Annotated in this window: 16 protein-coding genes; 5 read left to right on the top strand and 11 right to left on the bottom strand. The window is 42.1% G+C overall.

Translation table 11 applies throughout. From position 1 onward, the window contains the following. Positions 1–105 precede the first annotated feature (105 nt). Genes AC1D0K_RS18530 through ileS form a run of 3 tightly spaced genes read right to left on the bottom strand, consistent with a single transcriptional unit; the run spans position 106 to position 4479 of the window. Complete coding sequence (locus AC1D0K_RS18530) at positions 106–711, bottom strand: lipoprotein signal peptidase (protein WP_477441726.1); 606 nt, start codon at positions 709–711, stop codon at positions 106–108. Then, entirely contained in the window at positions 712–1095 is a 384-nt protein-coding gene (locus AC1D0K_RS18525) for a TraR/DksA family transcriptional regulator (RefSeq protein ID WP_184547488.1), read from the bottom strand. Then, the gene (gene ileS / locus AC1D0K_RS18520) at positions 1096–4479 is read right to left on the bottom strand and encodes an isoleucine--tRNA ligase (protein WP_477390669.1); all 3384 of its coding nucleotides are present in this window, start codon (positions 4477–4479) and stop codon (positions 1096–1098) included. Positions 4480–4562: 83 nt separating this feature from the next. Here ileS and AC1D0K_RS18515 point away from each other — a divergent pair, with 83 nt between their 5' ends. Next, positions 4563–4763, top strand: a complete 201-nt coding sequence (locus AC1D0K_RS18515) for a hypothetical protein (protein ID WP_477390667.1) — start codon at positions 4563–4565, stop codon at positions 4761–4763. A 143-nt stretch (positions 4764–4906) separates the two neighbouring features. Here AC1D0K_RS18515 and AC1D0K_RS18510 read toward each other — a convergent pair whose 3' ends face one another. Beyond that, entirely contained in the window at positions 4907–5683 is a 777-nt protein-coding gene (locus AC1D0K_RS18510) for an SDR family oxidoreductase (RefSeq protein ID WP_477390665.1), read from the bottom strand. A gap of 119 nt (positions 5684–5802) precedes the next feature. Continuing rightward, positions 5803–8136 (bottom strand): efflux RND transporter permease subunit, encoded by a 2334-nt coding sequence (locus AC1D0K_RS18505; protein WP_477390663.1) that lies wholly within the window; start codon positions 8134–8136, stop codon positions 5803–5805. A 149-nt stretch (positions 8137–8285) separates the two neighbouring features. Here AC1D0K_RS18505 and AC1D0K_RS18500 point away from each other — a divergent pair, with 149 nt between their 5' ends. The 4 genes from AC1D0K_RS18500 (at position 8286) to AC1D0K_RS18485 (ending at position 14048) form a co-directional block, all read left to right on the top strand. Then, complete coding sequence (locus tag AC1D0K_RS18500) at positions 8286–8654, top strand: diacylglycerol kinase (RefSeq protein WP_477390661.1); 369 nt, start codon at positions 8286–8288, stop codon at positions 8652–8654. Then, entirely contained in the window at positions 8644–9369 is a 726-nt protein-coding gene (gene recO / locus AC1D0K_RS18495) for a DNA repair protein RecO (protein WP_477390659.1), read from the top strand. The genes AC1D0K_RS18500 and recO overlap by 11 nt, the downstream gene beginning before the upstream one ends. 60 nt (positions 9370–9429) lie before the next feature. Next, complete coding sequence (locus AC1D0K_RS18490; RefSeq protein WP_477390657.1) at positions 9430–10269, top strand: hypothetical protein; 840 nt, start codon at positions 9430–9432, stop codon at positions 10267–10269. 632 nt (positions 10270–10901) lie between these two features. Continuing rightward, positions 10902–14048: a GH92 family glycosyl hydrolase gene (locus AC1D0K_RS18485; protein WP_477390655.1), complete on the top strand. Its 3147-nt coding sequence runs from the start codon at positions 10902–10904 to the stop codon at positions 14046–14048. Positions 14049–14156: 108 nt separating this feature from the next. Here AC1D0K_RS18485 and pgl read toward each other — a convergent pair whose 3' ends face one another. The 6 genes from pgl to rpiA all read right to left on the bottom strand — a co-directional run bounded on the left by pgl (position 14157) and on the right by rpiA (position 20482). Further along, positions 14157–14885, bottom strand: coding sequence for a 6-phosphogluconolactonase (gene pgl, locus AC1D0K_RS18480; RefSeq protein ID WP_295720682.1), 729 nt, complete (start codon positions 14883–14885; stop codon positions 14157–14159). 3 nt (positions 14886–14888) lie between these two features. Continuing rightward, positions 14889–16406, bottom strand: coding sequence for a glucose-6-phosphate dehydrogenase (zwf, locus tag AC1D0K_RS18475; RefSeq protein WP_295720683.1), 1518 nt, complete (start codon positions 16404–16406; stop codon positions 14889–14891). Positions 16407–16431: 25 nt separating this feature from the next. Beyond that, positions 16432–17856 (bottom strand): NADP-dependent phosphogluconate dehydrogenase, encoded by a 1425-nt coding sequence (gene gndA, locus AC1D0K_RS18470; RefSeq protein WP_477390652.1) that lies wholly within the window; start codon positions 17854–17856, stop codon positions 16432–16434. Next, positions 17853–18482 carry an HAD family hydrolase gene (locus AC1D0K_RS18465; RefSeq protein ID WP_295720685.1) on the bottom strand — a complete coding sequence of 210 codons (630 nt, stop codon included), beginning with the start codon at positions 18480–18482 and terminating at the stop codon, positions 17853–17855. Before AC1D0K_RS18465 ends, gndA begins: the two co-directional genes overlap by 4 nt. Positions 18483–18492: 10 nt before the next feature. Then, on the bottom strand, positions 18493–19584 hold the full coding sequence (gene tal, locus AC1D0K_RS18460; RefSeq protein ID WP_295720686.1) for a transaldolase: 1092 nt from the start codon (positions 19582–19584) through the stop codon (positions 18493–18495). A 190-nt stretch (positions 19585–19774) separates the two neighbouring features. Then, a complete protein-coding gene (gene rpiA, locus AC1D0K_RS18455) occupies positions 19775–20482 on the bottom strand; it encodes a ribose 5-phosphate isomerase A (RefSeq protein WP_477390649.1) in 708 nt (235 codons plus the stop codon). Between the last annotated feature and the right edge of the window lie 101 nt (positions 20483–20583).

Here is a 20583-nt window from a genome sequence, read left to right as displayed (position 1 = left end):
CAATTATCGCCCCAACCTGTGTCCCCACAGGCTGCAACTTCACCGAAACACCATATAACCAAAAAAGCCGCTTAACGCGGCTTCTTTGGTTATTATATAGTTTTTTTACTCTTCAACCATTTCACTATTCGGGCTGCTTACCTCCGGCACTTCGTGTTTAAAGTAACGTTTCTGATATAGCAATATCATGATTACTCCCACACAAATAGCCGAATCGGCAAGGTTAAATACCGGCCTGAAAAACTCAAAGGGCTCATTTGCCCAAAACGGGAACCAGGATGGATAAGTGCCTTTTAACAATGGAAAGTAAAACATATCAACCACGCGCCCGTGAAATAAGGGAGCGTACTTGTACATAATACCGTAAAACGTGGAGTCGATAATATTGCCTACCGCTCCGGCTAAAATGAGCGATACGTTCATGATGAGCCCACGGTGGTATTTATGTTTTATAAGATATACAAGACTGTAAACAATACCGCAAACTGCAAAAATACGAAACAACGTTAAAGCCAGCTTACCTGCATCGCCACCCCATTCCATTCCGAAGGCCATGCCATTGTTTTCGGTATAGTGCAGCATGCCGCGGTTACCCAAAAAACGAATCTCTTCGCCCATGTACATGTGCGCTCTTACCCAGGTCTTAATGATCTGGTCGGCAAGAATAATAAATGCAGCAGTTAAAAAAGGTTTAGTGTAAGCTGCCTTCATTTATTGCTTCAATTTTGCTTCCATAGTCATGGTGGTATGCGGAACGGCACGTAAACGTTCTTTCGGAATCAGCTTGCCGGTTTCGCGGCAAATACCGTAAGTTTTGTTTTCAATACGCACCAAAGCAGCTTCCAGCTGATCAATGAATTTTTTCTGGCGGGCAGCTAACTGGTTAATTTGTTCTTTTTCCAGTGTGGCCGAGCCATCTTCCAGCGTTTTGTAAGTTCCTGCTGTGTCATCAGTTCCGTTCGCGTTAGGCGAGCTTAATGAAGTTGCAAGAGAGTTCAATTCTTCTTTAGCAATACGCAGTTTATCCAGGATCAGTGCTTTAAATTCCTGCAGGTCTGACTCAGAATATCTGGTTTTTTCGTTTTCTACTTTCATTTATATTTTACTAATAACAATCAAAATTTCATTTCCATCAATGGTGACTAAATCACCTTCATTTAACTCACTATCAAGCACTATGCCCGCCGCCAAAACTTCGGCGCAAATATAGGATAAATTGTTTTTCACCGCTTCGCCAATATAAGGGTGATCGCTAATGCTTACATTTATCTTATCGGTTACTTCTAATCCTTTTTCTTTACGTAAGTTTTGAATCCGGTTAATTAACTCTCGTGCTATACCCTCCTGTTTTAATTCGTTGGTTATGGTAACATCTAAAGCCACGGTTAGTTTGCCCATATTTGCAACTTGCCATCCTGGTACATCCTCCGCAATGATATCTACATCAGTATCAACGATTAAATATTTATTATCAAGTACTCCAATGCTTCCATTTGCATCTAACTCAGCAATATCCTCCTGCGTAAAGTTGCTGATGGCTTCTGCAACGGCTTTCATGTCCTTACCTACTTTTTGTCCCAGGGCCTTAAAATTAGGTTTTATCTTCTTTTTAATGAAGCCTGCCGTGTCGGTAATGTACTCAATATCTTTGATGTTTGTTTCAGATAATATCAGTTCTTTTACCTGCTCTACATGCACCTTAAAATCTTTATCCAATATAGGTAAAAGTATTTTACTTAATGGCTGGCGCACATTGATACCTATTTTTTTACGTAATGATAACACCAGGGATGATACATCCTGGGCCAGTTTCATACGTTCTTCCAGGTCAGTATCAACAAGCTCCTTATGGTAGGTTGGGAAATAAGCCAGGTGAACTGATTCAAATTCTTCTTTACCGGTAACGCCGTTAAGGTCATTATATAATCGATCGGCAAAGAAGGGCGCTATAGGCGACATTAATTTGCTAATGGTAATTAAACATGTATATAACGTTTGATAAGCCGATAACTTATCATCCGAGTTATCAGACCTCCAGAAACGGCGGCGACTTAAGCGGATAAACCAATTGCTGAAATGCGCATCCACAAATTCCTGTATAGCACGGGCAGCTTTGGTTGGTTCAAAATCGGCATAAAAACCATCAACCTCCAGGGTAAGGGTGTTTAGTAACGATATTATCCAACGGTCAATCTCCGGGCGTTTGCTTATTTCAATTTCGGCTTCGCTGTAGCTAAATTTATCAATATTGGCGTAAAGCACAAAAAACGAATAGGTATTGTAAAGCGTTCCAAAAAATTTGCGCCTCACTTCATCTATCCCCTCGGTATTAAACTTCAGGTTATCCCATGGCGATGCATTGCTGATCATGTACCAACGCGGAGCATCGGCACCAAATTGTTCAATAGTTTCAAACGGATCAACACCATTGCCTAAGCGTTTAGACATTTTATTTCCGTTTTTATCCAACACCAAACCGTTCGAGATCACGTTTTTAAAGGCAACTCCGCCATTACCAACCGCTTCGTTCACAGCTTTTACCTCATCGCTGCACTCGCTTAACATTACGGCTATTGCATGCAGGGTGAAAAACCAGCCTCGGGTTTGGTCAACACCTTCGGCAATAAAATCTGCCGGGTAAGCATTTTTAAATTCGTCTTTATTTTCAAACGGAAAATGCCATTGTGCGTACGGCATAGCACCACTGTCAAACCAAACGTCAATCAGGTCCGGCTCGCGGAACATTTTATTACCTGTTGATGAAGTTAATATCACATCATCAACATAAGGGCGGTGCATATCTTCCAGCGTGAAGCCTTCGGGCATAAAACCGGCAGCTATCGCCTTGTCAATTTCGGCGTTTAACTCTGCTATGGAACCAATACATTTTTCTTCGCCACCATTTTCTTCGCGCCAGATAGGCAGCGGTGTACCCCAGTAGCGTGAGCGCGACAAGTTCCAGTCAACCAAATTTTCCAGCCAGTTACCAAAGCGGCCGGTTCCGGTCGATTCTGGTTTCCAGTTGATGGTTTTGTTGAGTGCCACCATTTTATCTTTAACCGCAGTAGTACGGATAAACCAGCTATCTAAGGGATAGTATAAAATAGGCTCATCTGACCGCCAGGAGTGAGGGTAGCTGTGTTCGTATTTTTTAACGTCAAATGCTTTGTTCTCTGTTTTTAGTTTGATAGAGATCAGTACGTCGGTAGGTTTAAAATCCTTCTCCGCGCGTTCGGCATCAGAATAATATTCTTCTTTAACGTAATATCCTGCAAAGTCAGTAACCTCGTCCACAAAACGGCCTTGCTTGTTCACCAAAGGAACTTCCTTGCCGTTTTCGTCTTTCACCATTACCGATGGTACGTTGTTCTCTTTACAGGCCCTAAAGTCATCCGCACCAAAAACAGATGCGGTGTGTACTATACCTGTACCATCTTCGGTAGTAACAAAATCAGCAGGAATTACACGGAATGCGTTTTTTTCAAGATCAGCATTGGTTACATAAGGCATTAACTGCTCATAGTGGATGCCCAACAACTGACTGCCTTTAAACTCGGCCAGTAATGTCCACGGAATAACTTTATCGCCGCCTTTGTAATCTTCAAAAGATGCGTTCTCGCCTTCGGCCTTAAAATACTTTTTAACCAGGTCCTTTGCTAAAACAACGCAGATTGGCTCAAAAGTATAAGGATTAAAGGTGTTTACTTTAACGTAAGTAATATTCTCTCCAACGGCTAAAGCACAGTTTGAGGGTAAAGTCCATGGGGTGGTTGTCCAGGCCAGTATGAATAAATCGGCAGTTACACCTTCAAATAAAAAGGCAGAATCCTGATCGCGTTTTACCTTGAACTGGGCCACAATGGTAGTATCCTTCACCATTTTATACGTGCCCGGCTGGTTTAGCTCATGCGAGCTTAAGCCGGTACCCGATTTTGGCGAATATGGTTGCACAGTATATCCCTTGTACAAAAGGTCTTTATCATAAAGCTGTTTCAGTATCCACCAAAGGCTTTCAATGTATTCGTTTTTATAAGTGATGTATGGATCATTCAAATCAACCCAATAACCCATTTTTTCGGTCAGGTCGTTCCATACATCGGTATAGCGCATTACCTCCTTGCGGCAGGCATCGTTGTATTCTTTAACAGTTATCTTTTTACCAATATCATCTTTGGTTATACCCAAAGCTTTTTCAACAGCCAGCTCAATAGGCAGACCATGCGTATCCCAGCCGCCTTTGCGTTTAACCTGGTAACCTTTAAGTGTTTTATAACGGCAAAAAATATCCTTGATGGAGCGCGCCATTACGTGGTGAATACCGGGCATACCATTTGCGCTCGGCGGCCCTTCGTAAAAAGTGTAAGGGTTATTTGCCGGGCGACTGCTGATACTTTTCTCAAAGATGTTGTTCTGTTTCCAAAACTCAAGTATCTCTTTGCCTGTCTGCGATAAGTTTAACTGCTTATATTCTTTGTACATGTATATATTCTACCGTTTATCACCTCTTTTTTAAGAGGTTGCAAAAATACAGAATTTATAAATGATTTTTTTAATTTAGAGGGGTGAAAAATAATAAAGTAAAGCGTACCATATTAATGTTACTGGTAGCTGTGATCCTGTTTTCGGCATCAATGGCTATCCCCGTGTTGCAGGACTCAAAGTGGAAGGTGTTTATGCAGGGTGGCGCTACTGGCTTAACCATGGCAGGCATAGTGAGTATTATAACCCTGTTGATAGATTATATGAAAGAAAGTAAAGAGTAGGTGTTTTTTTGTCTGAACCGGGATTTATCAGATTAAGGGAACGCCACGATTTTTTTAATAAACTTACTTCAAGGACGAGGCATGATAAACACGCAAATCAAATCCCAAAAATCGAATAAATCTGCTTAATCCCGGTTCAGAAATTAAAAAATGCTCCTGTTAGCCCCGCCATCAACCTGGATAGTAGTTCCGCTGATATAGGCCGCCTGCTCAGATGCCAGGAAAGCAACCAATGCCGCCAGCTCTTCGGGTTTACCTATCCTGCCAAGAGGAATGCTTTTAGCTTTGTCTTTTATGGCCTGTTCAGGGTCCACATCTTTGGGCATGGTATGTTTGATCCGGTCTGTAAGGATTAATCCCGGCGCCACGTTGTTTACGGTGATATTGTAAGGACCAAACTCATCGGCCATTAATTTAGCCATCCCAACAACGCCCATCCGCATACTGGTTGATAGCACCGAACTACCCAATACCGCTTTAACCGAACCACTGATGATATTGATAATGCGTCCGCTGCCGGTTTTCTGCAGGTGAGGCAGCACCAGTTTGCTTAAACGCGCAAAACTAAGCAGGTTAAGCTCAAAAGCTTTTTGCCACTGCTCGTCGTCAAAGTTTTCAAATTTATCAAACGGGGGGCCGCCGGCATTATTAAGCAAAATATCTATCTGCCCAAATGCTGCAGCAGCTTTGGCGATGAATGCATCAATCTCATCAGCCTTGGAAACATCAACAGGTATGGCAACCACATCGTTACCGGTAAGCTGTTTTATCTCATTGGCAGTTTTGGTTAGCTCTGCCACATCGCGTGAGCCAATGATCACTTTTGCACCTTCCGCAGATAGCGTGGTGGCAATTGCCTTGCCCAGTCCCTTACTTGCTGCAAGCACTACGGCTACTTTGTTGTTGAGTTTAAAATCCATAAAGAGCGCCTCCCTAAAATCCTCTCCGGGGGGAGAGGGTTTGATGAACAAATTTGTTGCTTTATTTTTTATGCTTCAATACCTCTTACTCCGATATTTAGGAGAGGGCCGGGGTGAAGCTATTCCTCTATATCCGGTCCCTTTAATTTATTGCGATTTGTACCTTTTTCAAGGCTTAATAAAAATGCCGGCAATAGGGTAAGGTTACTGATCATCGCTACCAGCAAGGTAATTGATAACAGGATGCCCAAAGCCTGCGTGCCGCCAAACTTAGATACCACAAACACACCAAAACCAAAAAACAGCACCGTTGCTATAAATATCATACTTATCCCGGTTTCGCGGATGGTATCAGATACAATTTCTGAAATACTTTTGTTGCTGTTGCGCAACTCATGGCGATAGCGGGTGATAAAGTATATCGTTTGATCGCTGGAGATCCCCATGGCTATGCTGAATATCAGGATGGTTGATGGCTTAAGCGGAATACCAAAAAAGCCCATGATGCCCGCTGTAATTATTAACGGCACCAGGTTGGGCAATAAAGATATAGCTATCATTTTTATCCCACGGAACAAAATCCACATCACCACGGCAATTAACAAAATTGCCCAGGCAAGGCTCTCGTACAGGTTGGTGAGCAGGTAGTTTGTGCCTTTTATAAATATGATACTGCTGCCGGTAAGCTCCACATGAAATTTCTTCGGGTTAAATATAGAATCGATCCGTGGCTGCAGTTTAGCGAGCACTACATTCATTTTTTTTGATCCGGCATCAACCATTTCAAACGTTACCCGGGTTACCTGCCGGGTGCTATCCAAATAGGTGTTAAGCGCATTGGAGCTCTTGCCCGAGTTGCCTGCATAGTTCAGGATAAAATTTTGCTCCAGCCCATCGGGCAGGCGGTAGTATTCGGGGTTGCCGCCATAAAAGGCCTGGGTGCTAAACTTTAAAACCTGTATAAGGGAGATAGAGCGACTAAACTCCGGGTATGATGATATCAATTTTTCCAGCCTTTCAACCTTACGAATAACAGCCTGGTTCATTACTCCATTTTTACGTTTGGTATCAATACTTACCTCCAAAGGCAGCACACCGTTAAAATTCGATTCAAAAAACCGCAAATCTTCCAATGTATTATTGTGCCTCGGCAAATCATCAACCACATAGCCGTTAATGTTTATTTTGAAGATACCGATGGCCGATATTACAATAAGCACCAGGGTGGTTATGTAAACCGTTCGCCTTTTATTGTGTACCAGGTGATCTAAACCGATAAGCAGCTTATTCATTGCTTTACTATCCTTAATCCCTGCAGTTTTCGATTTAGGCGATGGCAAATAGCTAAAAATAATGGGCACCAGGATAAGGCTCAATGCAAAGGTTGCCATAATGCTTATGGATGCCACCAAACCAAACTGGGTTAGCAATTCGCTGTTGGTAAAACACAATACACCAAAGCCAATTGCGGTGGTTACATTGGCAATAAAGGTAGTTATACCCGCTTTTTCGATAGCTACATTCAGCGCGCGCATCTTATTACCGCACAACGCAAATTCATGATAATACTTATTAAGGATAAATATAGTATTGGGAATGCCGATAACTACCACAAGGGGAGGGATGATACCGGTAAGTATGGTCATTTCATAGTGCATGAGCACCAATGTACCCAGGCTCCATACTACCCCCAGCACAACAATGATCACCGGGAAAATAACCGGGAAGAAGGAGCGGAAAAAGAGCAATAATATCAAGGCCGTGATTAATATCGACAGGCTAAGAAACATGGTAAATTCATGCGCTACCAAATCGCCAACCACGGTGCGGATAAGCGGCAGGCCCGAGTAATGTACCACTATGCCATGCTTCTGCTCAAAAGCCGCGCCCAGTTTTTTTATTTTATTGATGATAGGCACCCGGAATGCCGTATTGATGATTTTATCATCAAACGTAATGGCCATCAACGTTGATTTACCATCGTTACTTAAAACCAGCCCCTTGTAAAACGGAAGATTTGCTATTTGTTGCTTTACACTATCAACCGCCTGTGTAGTTGCCAATGGCGCTGTAACCAGGGGCTTTATAACAAAACGATGCTGGGTAGTATCTTTTTGCAGGTTGTAAACATTGGCAACGGATATTACTGCTTTAACTCCTTTTACATGCTTAAGACTGTCGCCTATCTGGTACCAGTCATTAAATACATCCTTATCAAATATCTTGTCAGATTTTATACCAATAACCATCGACGAAGCATCCTGGCCAAACATCTTTTTAAATTGGTTATAACGGATATAGGCCGAATCGGTAATGGGTAGTACTTTGCCACCGTTAAAGGTTATTTTTACTTTGGATGCCTGATATCCCATAAAAATACTCAGCGCCACAACGCCTATTAATACAAAGAGCCTATTTTTAAGAATGAATGAAGCCGTATTTTTCCAGAACATTATTGTAGTAGTTAAGAGCGCCGCAAAACTACGAAAATTGATCTATCTGCCGATTGAACTTATTGACTTTGTGATAATAAGCAATTTCGCGGCCTTAACCAGATAAATCAGCATAAAATAAATAAGCCAATTACACGTATTTTTGATGCATGAAAAGACTGTTACGCAGTTTTGGCTTTGCGTTTAAAGGCCTAAGATATGCTACGTTAACCCAACCCAATTTCAGAGTTCACCTGGTATTGGCCTTTATTGCAGTTGTTTTGGGGGCTTTGCTACAGATTTCTTTTGCCGAGTGGCAATGGATTATGCTGAGCATCGCTATTGTGCTGGTAACCGAGCTTATTAATACCGGCATAGAAACCCTTACCGATCTTGTATCACCGGGATACCATGAAAAGGCTGGTCACGTGAAAGATGTGTGCGCCGCATCGGTGGTGATAGCCGCGTTATTTGCGCTCATCACCGGCATAGTTATTTTTTTACCAAAACTAATTTTATTGATTACGCATGCTGCATAAAACCAGGGGTATTGTATTTAAAGCAACAGACTACGGTGAAAGCAGCGTGATTGTACAAATCTTTACCGAAAAATTTGGCCTGCAGTCATACATCATCAACGGCGCCAAAAAGCCCCGGGCCAAAATAGGCCGCAACATGCTGCAGCCCCTGCACCTGCTTGATCTGGTGGTTTACCATAAAAACACGGGCAGTGTACAGCGCATTACCGAACTTAAAAACGCGCCGGTGCTGCAAACTATCCCTTACGATGTTATAAAAAGTTGTATCGCCATGTTTTTGAACGAAGTGCTGTATAAAGCGATAAAGCAGCAATCGGCAGAAGAAGACATTTTTGATTTTGTGTTTAACGCTATTGAATGGCTTGATCACCAAACCGGAAACGTATCCAACTTTCACCTGCTGTTTTTAACCCAGCTTACCCGCTACCTGGGTTTTTATCCAGATAGATCTTTAATTGGCCATGCCGATTACTTCGATCTGAAAAATGGAACATTCAGCAAGTATAAGCCCGATAGCCTGCAGTACCTATCGCCCCCGCATACCCAAAACTTTAGCCAGGTGCTGCAATGCAGCTTTGAGAATATGGACCAATTAAAATTGAGTAATGATGAAAGGCGATACCTGATCCATAAATTGATGGAATATTATGCCATGCATATTGAAGGCTTTGGTAATATCCGTTCGGGAGATGTGCTGGAGGAGGTGTTATCTTAGGAGTTATTAACCGACAATTGTGCACGGAATAATTACCTTTAGACATAATCCTTATCTGCAATGAAACAATTGTTCCTTTTTATATTATTTACATGTTTTGCTTTTAGTTGTAATGCTCAAAGCTATGAGCCACTGGATCTAAGCAAAAAAATATTTTCCAGGGATACTTTTCCAGAGATCAAACGCTATTCAATTGACGAATACGAAGGCCATCCCAACGGCCGGGACCTATCTAATAAGATAAAAACAAAGTTTGTTTTGTTGGACCAAAATACCTTAACTGCTGTAGTTGCCATGACCATAACAGATTCTTTAGGTAAAGGGCTTGACACTTATCTGCATTTCAAAAAGGACACTATATGGAAACTATGTGCTTTTAGAGCATTAGCAATGACGGGAATTATTGCAAAAGTAAATGATGATCTATCTGCCCTTACCGCAAAACAAATTGATAGTGTTATAGCTTCGCCGTACACCAAGGCCAAGGACCATAGGTTATTTAAATCAAAAGAGGAATACCGGTATTTATTAGGAAATACAAGCTTAGTATTATCCCTCGATAGTGAATTAATTTCTCATTTTAACAAGAATAAACGGGCATTTGAAGATCTGAAAAACTCGCTTGTTAAACATGGTGTAATGACCAAATCACAGGGACTAAAAGAAATGAAGGGTGCCGAAACTTACAAAAACCGTTTAGCGTTGTTATTTATTGATAATGCCTTCCCCGATTTGGAAAGTTCAAAAAACAATTTGAATTTCCTTGTTGGCGGTATAACTGACAACTCAGTAGGTTACTTGTATATAAAGAATAAAAAAGATGTTCCTAAAATGAATCCCTCTCATTTTATAATGATCAGAGAAATAGGAAATGGGTGGTATTTATATAAAACGACTTAAAAACAGAAAACACAGATAGCAATTGCCTTAATTACCCCTTTAGTTTTTATCCCCGAGGGGGCTTGTTTCATGATGTGGCGCTTATTTTAACAATACTAAATGTTAAACAATGTGTTTTATCCAAAAAAATAATGCCATTAAAAGAAAAAAGAGAAAGCCAATGGCTGCCTCTTTTTTTTAGTTGACTGACCTCATTATTTACCATAAAGAACTAATTGGTTAGATCGATAATAACAATTAATACAAATATATGCACTATAGAATTGGTAGACTAATTTTTTGATAAAAAAAAGCACTTTTTTATCAAAAAAGTGTGCTTTTTCATGGAAACCGGGTTATTTTTAAAAAAAAGTCCTCAATTTTACTATTTACGCTACCAAAAATGCCCAAAACACAGGCTTTTTTAATCTGTACACATTGCTGTTTTTCGTTCGGGTTAAGCTTGTTCATAATAAGCAAGAAATATAAATCAACATCTTTCAGGCCTGAAAACAGTTAAATGTCCATACAAATAAGTTTATTGTATATACATTAATTGGAATTGTAGTTTTCGCTAATTATCTTGCGCAATATTTTACATTACAGGCATATGTTATAGTACGTTATAACATGTAGCTAATAGAAGCATGATCATGAAAAAAGTAATACTAAGTATTCTCTTGTGCGCAAAACTAATCCCTCTATCGGCCCAGCAAAAAACCATATGGGAAATAGGGAAAGCTGATGGTAACAGCCAGGGTATGGCACTGGCCCCGGCCAAATACGCTAATTTTTTGAATGACGATTTTGGCTGGGAAGACCAATATTTTTTGGTCGGCTTTTCTAAAACCGAAAAAGACTGGCCATATGCTTTGCCTGGCCCCAAAGATGGCTGGGGTGGTACGGGGTCAACATCGGGCACACGTACAAATGTTCTCAATATTCTCTTTGGCATTGCCAGCTTACCTAAAAACGCCGACTGCCGCCTGGTGATTAATATTGCCGGCTATCAAAACCAATTACCACCATTGTTTAAGGTGCTTATTAATGGCAAACCTTTCAAATATCAGCTGCCCGTATCTTCAAATACCGACAATACCATTAACGGAGATTTTACTAATGCCAATCCCTATAAAATAAGTATTGCCGTAAAGCCAGGCTTGTTACATGAAGGCGGCAACGAGGTACAATTAACCACGCTTGATGGCTCATGGCTGGTTTTTGACCAGGTAAGGTTAGATGGCCCGCAAACATTAAAGCTCATCAACCCTAAAGATGTTTTTTTACGCGAGGTAAAAGCAGCCTCTTATGAGTTGAAAACCGATGGCAAACGCTACCAGCCATTGCTGGTTGATGTTCAGCACCTGAAAGGCAACCCCACGATAAAGGTTAAGCTTGATGGAGAGCCCGTGTTTACACAAAAGCTTGATTCGGCACGTTACCAGTTAGAGGTGCCCATGCCTGCTGTTGCTGTATCAACAAAAAGCCGCTACCAAATTTACAGCGATGGCGAAGCTATTGGAGCCGGCATCGTACAACGTTCGCCACGGACGGTTATTACCCCGGCAGATTATGGCGATACCCGGATTGGTACCGCGCATTCCCGCTGGATGATAGCGCCCGGACCATGGATGCCATTTAGTATGGTAAAGTTAAGTCCAGATAATCAAAATGGGGGATGGTCTGCCGGTTATGATCCTATCTACGAAAGCATTGGCACATTTAGCCATATACATGAGTGGACAATGGCTGGCCTGGGCATGTTTCCAACAAGCGGCCCATTAAAAACCAGTGTTGGTGATGAAACCAAACCCGGCGATGGATATAGATCAAAAATAGATAAAGCTAGTGAAGAAGCCCCGATAGGCTATTACAAAGTGCAGCTTACGGATTATAACATTAAGGCAGAACTTACCGCTACTACACGCTGTAGTTTTATGCGCTATACTTACCCTAAGGCTACCAATGCCCGGGTGATGATAGACCTGAAAATACCCGCCGAGTACGGTTATAATTTGAAGGATGTAACATTAAAAAAGATAAGCGATACCAGAATAGAAGGTTCAAGCAAGCAATTCAGCAAAAATGTATGGTCTGGCGGTGTAAACCAGGATTATACCATCCATTTTGTAATCGAGTTTGATCGTCCGTTCAAAAAGTTTGGTACCTGGGTAAATAATACTGTAGCCGATAAAGATATTTTAAGCAGCATAGACCCTGGCAAAGCGGGTGCTTTTGTTGAGTTTGATACCAACAGCAACCAGGTTATACAGGTACGCACGGGCATATCATTGGTAAGTATTGATAACGCCGCGCAAAACCTGGCCACAGAAATTAGCGCCCCTTTTGGCTGGAGCTTTAGTAAAGTACGCAATGCGCAGCGGGATACCTGGAACAAGCTGTTTAACCGCCTGGAGATAGGCAGCAATGACTCCCGCGAAAAAATGCGTTTTTATACCAATATGTACCGCGCGCTGGCCAGCCGCAACACCTGGAGCGATGTAAATGGCGAGTGGATAGATGCAAGCAAACGCAAACAGCAATTTAAAGACCCTAATTCACTAGCTATGGGCTGCGATGCTTTTTGGAACACCTTTTGGAACCTTAACCAATTTTGGAATTTGGTTACACCAGAGTGGTCGTCAAAATGGGTGCATTCGCAACTGGCCATGTATGATGCCAATGGCTGGCTGGCCAAAGGCCCTGCCGGCATGAACTACGTGCCCGTAATGGTTGCCGAGCATGAAATACCACTCATAGTTGGCGCATACCAAATGGGTATCCGCGATTTTGATGCACAAAAAGCTTTTGAAGCCGTATATAAAATGCAAACCACACCGGCACAAAAAGTAGGCGCAGCGGGGTTTGCTGGCAACGAAGATCTGCAGGCGTACCTTAAATATAAATATGTGCCTTATGATATCGGCCGTTTCTCCAATACGCTTGAATATGCTTATGACGATTATACGGTATCGCAATTTGCTAAATCACTGGGGAAACAAAAGGAGTATGATGAGTTTAAAGACCGGTCTGGCTATTGGAAAAACATTATAGATAAGGAAACCGGCTATGCGCGACTAAAAAAATCAGATGGGGCGTGGTTCCCTAATTTTGATCCCTTTAAATCCGGGGCTAATGAACATTATGTAGAAGGTAATTCATGGCAGCTCACCTATTTTGTACCTCAGGATGTACCGGGACTGGCCAGCGCTATAGGCACCGATAAATTTATTGACCGTTTATCATGGGGTTTTGCAGAAAGCTACAAGCTTCGCTTTAACGCCCCTGGTGATCAATACTGGGATTACCCCGTGATACAAGGAAACCAGCAAAGCATGCATTTTGCCTTCCTGTTCAACTGGGTTAAAAGGCCCTGGTTAACCCAGCGCTGGAGCCGCTCCATTGTTGATCGTTTTTACGGTTTTGGGGTATCAAACGCATATTTAGGTGATGAAGACCAGGGGCAAATGAGCTCATGGTTTATCATGAACGCCCTGGGCTTGTTCCAGATAGATGGCGGTACAGGCTCGCACCCTATATATGAAATAGGCAGCCCTATATTCCCTAAAGTGACTATTCATCTGGACGGGCAGTACGGTCGTGGCCAAAGCTTTATCATTGAAGCTGTAAATTCATCCCGCAACAATAAATACGTTCAACGGGCTACATTAAGCGGCAGGGAGTTAAATTCCTTCTGGTTCCCGGCTTCCGAGCTACTAAAGGGCGGTAAGCTTGTTTTAGAAATGGGGCCAAAGGCCAATACCAGCTGGGGCTCGGCAGATATGCCGCCGGCGCAATAACCGGAACCTAAACTTTATCACAATATTTCACAACAAAAAATCCCTTCGTTATTACAACGAAGGGATTTTTTTGTTACTTGAGATTCTTAAACCAAAGAATGGTTTTCATTATTCCCCTTCCAGGTTCGCGGCGGCGGGTTCATCTAAAAACCACTCCGTTTCGCCAACAATAGAATCTATCAGTTGGGCAGGATATTCTTCAATGTTTTCTTCATCTTCCAGCACATGGTGTACGGCAATAGCTTTTCCTTCGCCATAAACCAGGAACGCTATGTAACGGGCATCATTGATTAATGGCGCGTTAAGCGTAATCCGCCATACCTGCTGATCTTCCAACCAAACTTCCTTTACACCTGGTGTTGTATCATGTAAAACCGGCGTATGTGGAAACAACGATGCTGTGTGTGAGTTATCACCCAGGCCTAGCAATACAAGATCAAAACTCAGCTCATCCTCATCAAAAAAGGTGGAGATCATTTCCCAGTATCTTGCGGCAGCCTCTGCGGGCTCAAATGTAGTATCAACAGCGAATACATTGGCCGGGCTTATCATCAAAGGATCAAACATGGCCGTTTTTGCCATCAGGTAATTACTATCCTTATGATTCTGCGGTACATTGCGCTCATCTCCAAAAAAGAAATAAACCTTTTCCCAATCAATCTGGTCGGCATAGCTCGTTGAAGCCAATAGCTCATACAGCTTTTTAGGAGAACTCCCTCCTGATAATGCTACCGTAAACTTGCCTCTTGCTGCAATTGACGCATCGGCTATTTTAACAAAATAATCTGCTAATGCTGTAAGCACCTCATCGGCAGTGTTAAAGATATTTAAATTCATAATTTATTGCTTTTTACCGGCTACGGGTAACGTAAACCAATTAAAGCCGTCGCGTGCAATCAATGCTTCAGCGGCTTCAGGGCCCCATGAATCGGCAGAATAGTTAGGAAAATTCAGACTCTTTTTATTTTGCCAGGTACTTAAAATCGGCATAACCAGTTCCCACGCAACTTCTACCTGGTCGCCACGCATAAACAGTGTTTGATCGCCCATCATGGTATCCAATATCAGGGTTTCATAAGCTTCGGGTGCCTGGTTGGTATAGGTGCCTTTATAATCAAATACCATGTCAACAGCATTTAATACCATATCAATTCCGGGGCGTTTGGCCTGTACCTGCAAACGGATGCTCATTTCTGGCTGAATGCTGATAATGAGCCTGTTTTGCTGCCAGCTTTCGGCGGCCTCTGTAGGGAATATTAAATGCGGAACATCTTTAAACTGAATGGTAATAACTGATGAAGACTGGTGCATTCTTTTACCTGTACGTAAATAGAAAGGAACACCCTGCCAGCGCCAGTTATCAATAAAGAATTTTATAGCGGCAAAAGTTTCGGTGTTTGATTCAGGATTAACTTTTGGCTCCTCACGGTAACCGGAAACTTCTTTACCCCTCATCCATCCGCTGCCGTACTGACCCCTAACGGCCGAATTACGTACATCTTCTGGTGTAAATTTACGCATGGCTTTTAATACATCAACCTTGCGGTCGCGTACTTCATCGGCGCTAAAGCTAACCGGTGGTTCCATAGCTATGTGGCAAAGCAATTGCAACAGGTGGTTTTGGATCATGTCCCTCATCGCGCCTGATCCATCGTAATAATCCCCGCGTTCTTCAACACCCAATTGCTCGGTAACCGAGATTTGTACGTGCTCAATATAATTACGGTTCCACAGCGGCTCCATAATGGAGTTGGCAAAGCGGAATGCCATTATATTCTGAACGGTTTCTTTACCCAGATAATGGTCAATGCGATAAATCTGGCACTCGTCAAAAATACTCTTCAATAACTGATTAAGTTCTTTTGCAGTTTCCAGGTCATGACCAAATGGTTTTTCGATGATGATCCTAACGCGTTTTTTATCTTCGGCCAGTTTAGCTTTTGATATGTTAGATGCGATGATAGGGAAAAAGTTTGGTGCTACCGCCAGGTAAAACAATACGTTGGCTTTAGTTTTCCACTCGGCATTGTGTTTTTCAATACGTTTGCCAAATTCCTTATAGGTTTCAAAGTCGTTAGCATCTGATACCTGGTAATAGATATTATTTACAAACTCGGCCCACTTTTTATCATCGGCTTTACCGGTGCGCGAAAACTGGTTGATATCGTTATGCAGGTTTTCCCTGAACTGCTCATCGGTTAATTTTGTACGACCGGTACCAATTATAGAAAACTGCTTAGGCATCCATCCATCTAAAAAAAGATTATAGAGTGCGGGGGCAATTTTACGGGAGTTTAAATCTCCTGTGCCGCCAAAAATAATGAATATAGTAGGATCTGATTTTGTGCTTGAGCTCATTGTTATCAGCTTTAATAGTTTATAGTTAGTCTTCGGCTTTGGTCCACTGTGTATGGAAAGTCCCTTCTTTGCCTATCAACTCGTAAGTATGTGCGCCAAAATAATCGCGCTGGGCCTGTGTAAGGTTCGATGGCATTTTTTCGCTGCGGAAGGCATCAAAGTAGCTTAAAGCAGATGCGTATCCCGGAGCTGCAACACCCGCGGCAATAGTACCCGATAGTATTTTTCTGATACCCGGCAACGTTTCGCTTACCAGTTTCTGCACATCGCTATCCAGTAATAAATGCGGCAATTGAGCATCCTTATTGTATGCGTTATAAATATCATTCAAAAACTCCGACCTGATGATACAGCCACCTCTCCAGATTTTGGCAATTTCTCCTAAATGCAGATCGTATTTGTATTCTTCAGATGCTTTTGACAGCAGGTGCATGCCCTGTGCATAAGTAATGATAGAAGTAAAGTAGAATGCCTGTTCAAGAGCAACTAACAATTCTTCTTTATCACCGGCTAATTCAATATCGCCCCCGTATAAAGTGGAAGCTTTTTCGCGTAGTTGTTTGTATTTTGACAGATCGCGCATGGATACAGAAGTATCGATGGTTGGGATAGGGGTAACCAGGTCCATAGCCACTTGTGATGTCCATTTACCGGTACCTTTGGCTTTTGCCTCATCCTTAATATCATCCAGCAACAGGTGATCCGTTCCCGGTACTTTGTAAGCAAAAATATCTTTAGTAATATCCAACAGGAATGACTGTAAACGACCAGCGTTCCACTGCGCAAATATTTTTTGAATGGCGTCGTTATCCAGCTTTAAGCCTTTTCTAAGTATCTCATAGGTTTCGGCAATTACCTGCATAATACCGTACTCAATACCGTTGTGTACCATTTTAACAAAGTGACCAGATGCACCAGGGCCAATGTAAGTTACACATGGCGCTCCATCAACCTTAGCGGCAATGGCCTCAAATATTGGCTTCATTACGTTGTAAGCTTGTTTATCGCCACCCGGCATCATGCTTGGACCACGACGAGCGCCTTCCTCACCACCAGAAACACCCATACCGAAGAAATGCAGGCCAATAGCTTCCAGCTCTTCAACACGGCGATTGGTATCAGTAAAGTGAGAGTTACCGCCATCAATTAAAATATCGCCTTTCTCCAATAAAGGAGTAAGCTCCTCAATTACAGCATCCACAATTTTACCGGCAGGTACCAGCATCATGATGGCGCGTGGCGTGGTTAAGCTTTGAATAAATTCCTTTACATCGCCAAAGCCTTTAGCGGCTCTATCGCCGGCCTCATCATTTAATGATGATACCTTAGCGGCATCTTTATCATGCCCGGCTACGGCAAAACCGTGATCGGCCATATTGAGTAGTAAGCTACGGCCCATAACGCCTAAGCCTATCATGCCAAAAGCATATTTATCTGTTGTTGCGCTCATGTTGTTTTGAGGTTTTCTTTTTTTAGACCTTCTAATATTTTTTTGGTATTTTCAAAGCTGGTATGCTGAAATGAGCGGATACCCAGTTTTTGCGCTGTGGTAACAAACATCATTCTATCATCAAAATACACGCATTGCTGCGCCGATACCTGGGCAATACCCATAGCCAGCTGCCAGATGCCCGGATCGGGCTTGCGCATCTTCACTTCGCATGATGATACAAAGGCATCAAAACACTCATGCAGTTTAAATTTGCGCACCCGGTAATCGTTAAGCTCCTTACCTTCGTTATTTACAGAAATAATACGGAAGCCACAGTCCTTTTTCCACTCCTTTAGCCATTGCAGCATATTGGGCAACTCAACCGAGGTAGAGTAAATAAAATCCTTAAAATCCTCACGAACAAAATCCCTCGGGTGATTAAACACCACCGTATCCAGGTATTCATCAAGCGAGATGCTGCCAATTTCATATACATTAAATATAAAATTGTGCAGGGAGTTTACTTCATCACAATCAAGGTTAAACCTTTTGGCCGCTTCTTCACGGGCTTCATGCCCCCAACCGTTCGATAGCAAAATGCCACCTATATCGAAAAAGAGTATCTTCAGATCTGCAACTTCCATAGGTTAAGTTTTATTTGTTTTTCTGATCTTCAATAGCGTTCAAAAGCTTCTCGAATGGTTTATTGAATTTTTCGATGCCTTCATCTTCCAGTTGTTGGGTAATAGCATCTAAATCAATACCTAAATCTTTCAGTTTTGCCAAAGTAGCGGTTGCTTCTTCTAAACCACCCTCTAAAGTGTTTGCAGCAATACCATGATCGCGGAAAGCGTCAACCGTTTCTAAAGGAACGGTATCAACAGTATCCGGACCAATCAGGGCCTCAACGTATTTGGTATCCTTAAATGCAGGGTTCTTGCTGCCTGTGCTTGCCCATAGCAAACGCTGTGGTTTTGCGCCTTGAGCAGCCAGTTTTTGCCATCTTTCGGTGCTGAAAACTCTTTTATAAATTTCGTAAGCTTTTTTAGCAGATGCAATAGCAACCTCGCCAACTAAAGCGGTTTCGCCTTTTGCTTCCAATAGCGGGTCAACAATAACATCAATACGGCTTAAAAAGAAGCTTGCTACTGATGCTATATGGCCAACTTTATGGCCGGCGGCTAAATGCTCCTCTAAACCAGAAATATAAGCTTCGGTTACTTCTTCATAGCGATCAAGGCCAAAAAGCAAGGTTACATTGATATTGATACCTTTTGCAATTGATTGCTGAATAGCCGCCAAACCCGGTTTTGTACCAGGGATTTTAATCATTACGTTTTCGCGGTCAACTTTTTTCCAAAGCTCTTCTGCTTGTTTGGCAGTACCTTCCGTATCTAATGCTAAAAATGGAGATACTTCAAGGCTAACATAACCATCTTCGGCGTTAGACTCATCGTAAACACCTTTAAACAGGGCAGTTGCCTGTTGAATATCACTTATAGCTAAACCAAAGAATAACTCTTCGTTGTTTGCTGCTGTTTTTGCAAGTTCCTTAATGTCTTTATCGTAATCAGCGCTGCTGGTTATGGCTTTCTCAAAAATTGCAGGGTTTGAGGTTACTCCTCTAACACCATCTTCTTCTATTAATTTTTTCAGCTTTCCGGATGCGATAATTTCGCGGTCGATAAAATCAAGCCAGATACTCTGTCCGAAATCATGTATCTGTTTTACATTATTAGTTGCCATATTGGTCGTTTTAAAATTTCAATTTTTAATATTTGTTCAGTAGTTAAACTTAGCAGCCTACAAAGTCCGTATGCTAAGTGGAATAATTTGTGTAAAGGTATTCGTTTGAATGACTATGTAAAGTTCTTAATTAATATTCTATGTTTTGTAAGTATAATATCATCGTTCTGCTCTGGCGGCATAAAACAATTTAGCTGTTTGAAGCTACCAGTATTTTCAAATCGTACCCTATAAAAAGTCCGCTTTCTATTACCCCGGTAATAGCTTTAATGTCCCTTTCCAGGCTGTTAGGCACTTCATCAAAACGACAATCCAAAACCAGGTTGTTATTTTCCGAAATAATGGGCCCGTCTTTACCCTTGGCTGGCCGTATAACTATACTATTGGCTCCCAGCTTTTTTAACTCCGCCTCTACATGCAATAAAGCCTGCGGAAACACTTCAATAGGGATAGGAAAGTTAGTACCTATCTTATCCACTATTTTTGAGTCATCTACAATAATGTAATTAACGGGACTGGAGCTGATCAATAGCTTTTCTTTAAACATGGCGCCGCCGCGGCCTTTAATCAGGCTGTTATTGGGGTCAACCTCATCGGCACCATCAAACAGCCAGTCGGGTTTGTTTTCAAATAAACTGGTAAGCGGAATGCCCAGCTTGCTGCAAAACATAGAGATCTCCAGCGAAGTAGGGATCGCCAGCACATTCAGTTTCTCTGCCCTGATCCTTTCGGCAATGGCCAGTAAAGCCATATAAACCGTTGAGCCGGAACCCACGCCAAGTACATCGCCATCTTTTACCATACCGGCAATTTGCTGCGCTACCTTTTGCTTGCCACTGGCATTAATGATCTCTGATGACCAACTAAGGTTTTTTATTAAACTACTTTCCCAAATCATTTTTTCAGTATCAAGTAGTTAGTATCAAGTATCAAGATTTGATACGCTTAGATAAGTGCGAGTATCAAATATGCAAACGATGTCTTGCTACCTGATACCCG

The organism is Mucilaginibacter sp. P1_A3 (assembly GCF_056406855.1).
This window is presented reverse-complemented; position numbering and strand designations above follow the sequence as displayed.

What these genes read in the sequence shown, in the direction of transcription:
- AC1D0K_RS18530 (WP_477441726.1), bottom strand. Translation starts at nt 711, where the DNA reads ATGAAGGCAGCTTACACTAAACCTTTTTTAACTGCTGCATTTATTATT.
- AC1D0K_RS18525 (WP_184547488.1), bottom strand. Translation starts at nt 1,095, where the DNA reads ATGAAAGTAGAAAACGAAAAAACCAGATATTCTGAGTCAGACCTGCAG.
- ileS (WP_477390669.1), bottom strand. Translation starts at nt 4,479, where the DNA reads ATGTACAAAGAATATAAGCAGTTAAACTTATCGCAGACAGGCAAAGAG.
- AC1D0K_RS18510 (WP_477390665.1), bottom strand. Translation starts at nt 5,683, where the DNA reads ATGGATTTTAAACTCAACAACAAAGTAGCCGTAGTGCTTGCAGCAAGT.
- AC1D0K_RS18505 (WP_477390663.1), bottom strand. Translation starts at nt 8,136, where the DNA reads ATGTTCTGGAAAAATACGGCTTCATTCATTCTTAAAAATAGGCTCTTT.
- AC1D0K_RS18500 (WP_477390661.1), top strand. Translation starts at nt 8,286, where the DNA reads ATGAAAAGACTGTTACGCAGTTTTGGCTTTGCGTTTAAAGGCCTAAGA.
- recO (WP_477390659.1), top strand. Translation starts at nt 8,644, where the DNA reads ATGCTGCATAAAACCAGGGGTATTGTATTTAAAGCAACAGACTACGGT.
- AC1D0K_RS18490 (WP_477390657.1), top strand. Translation starts at nt 9,430, where the DNA reads ATGAAACAATTGTTCCTTTTTATATTATTTACATGTTTTGCTTTTAGT.
- AC1D0K_RS18485 (WP_477390655.1), top strand. Translation starts at nt 10,902, where the DNA reads ATGAAAAAAGTAATACTAAGTATTCTCTTGTGCGCAAAACTAATCCCT.
- pgl (WP_295720682.1), bottom strand. Translation starts at nt 14,885, where the DNA reads ATGAATTTAAATATCTTTAACACTGCCGATGAGGTGCTTACAGCATTA.
- zwf (WP_295720683.1), bottom strand. Translation starts at nt 16,406, where the DNA reads ATGAGCTCAAGCACAAAATCAGATCCTACTATATTCATTATTTTTGGC.
- gndA (WP_477390652.1), bottom strand. Translation starts at nt 17,856, where the DNA reads ATGAGCGCAACAACAGATAAATATGCTTTTGGCATGATAGGCTTAGGC.
- AC1D0K_RS18465 (WP_295720685.1), bottom strand. Translation starts at nt 18,482, where the DNA reads ATGGAAGTTGCAGATCTGAAGATACTCTTTTTCGATATAGGTGGCATT.
- tal (WP_295720686.1), bottom strand. Translation starts at nt 19,584, where the DNA reads ATGGCAACTAATAATGTAAAACAGATACATGATTTCGGACAGAGTATC.
- rpiA (WP_477390649.1), bottom strand. Translation starts at nt 20,482, where the DNA reads ATGATTTGGGAAAGTAGTTTAATAAAAAACCTTAGTTGGTCATCAGAG.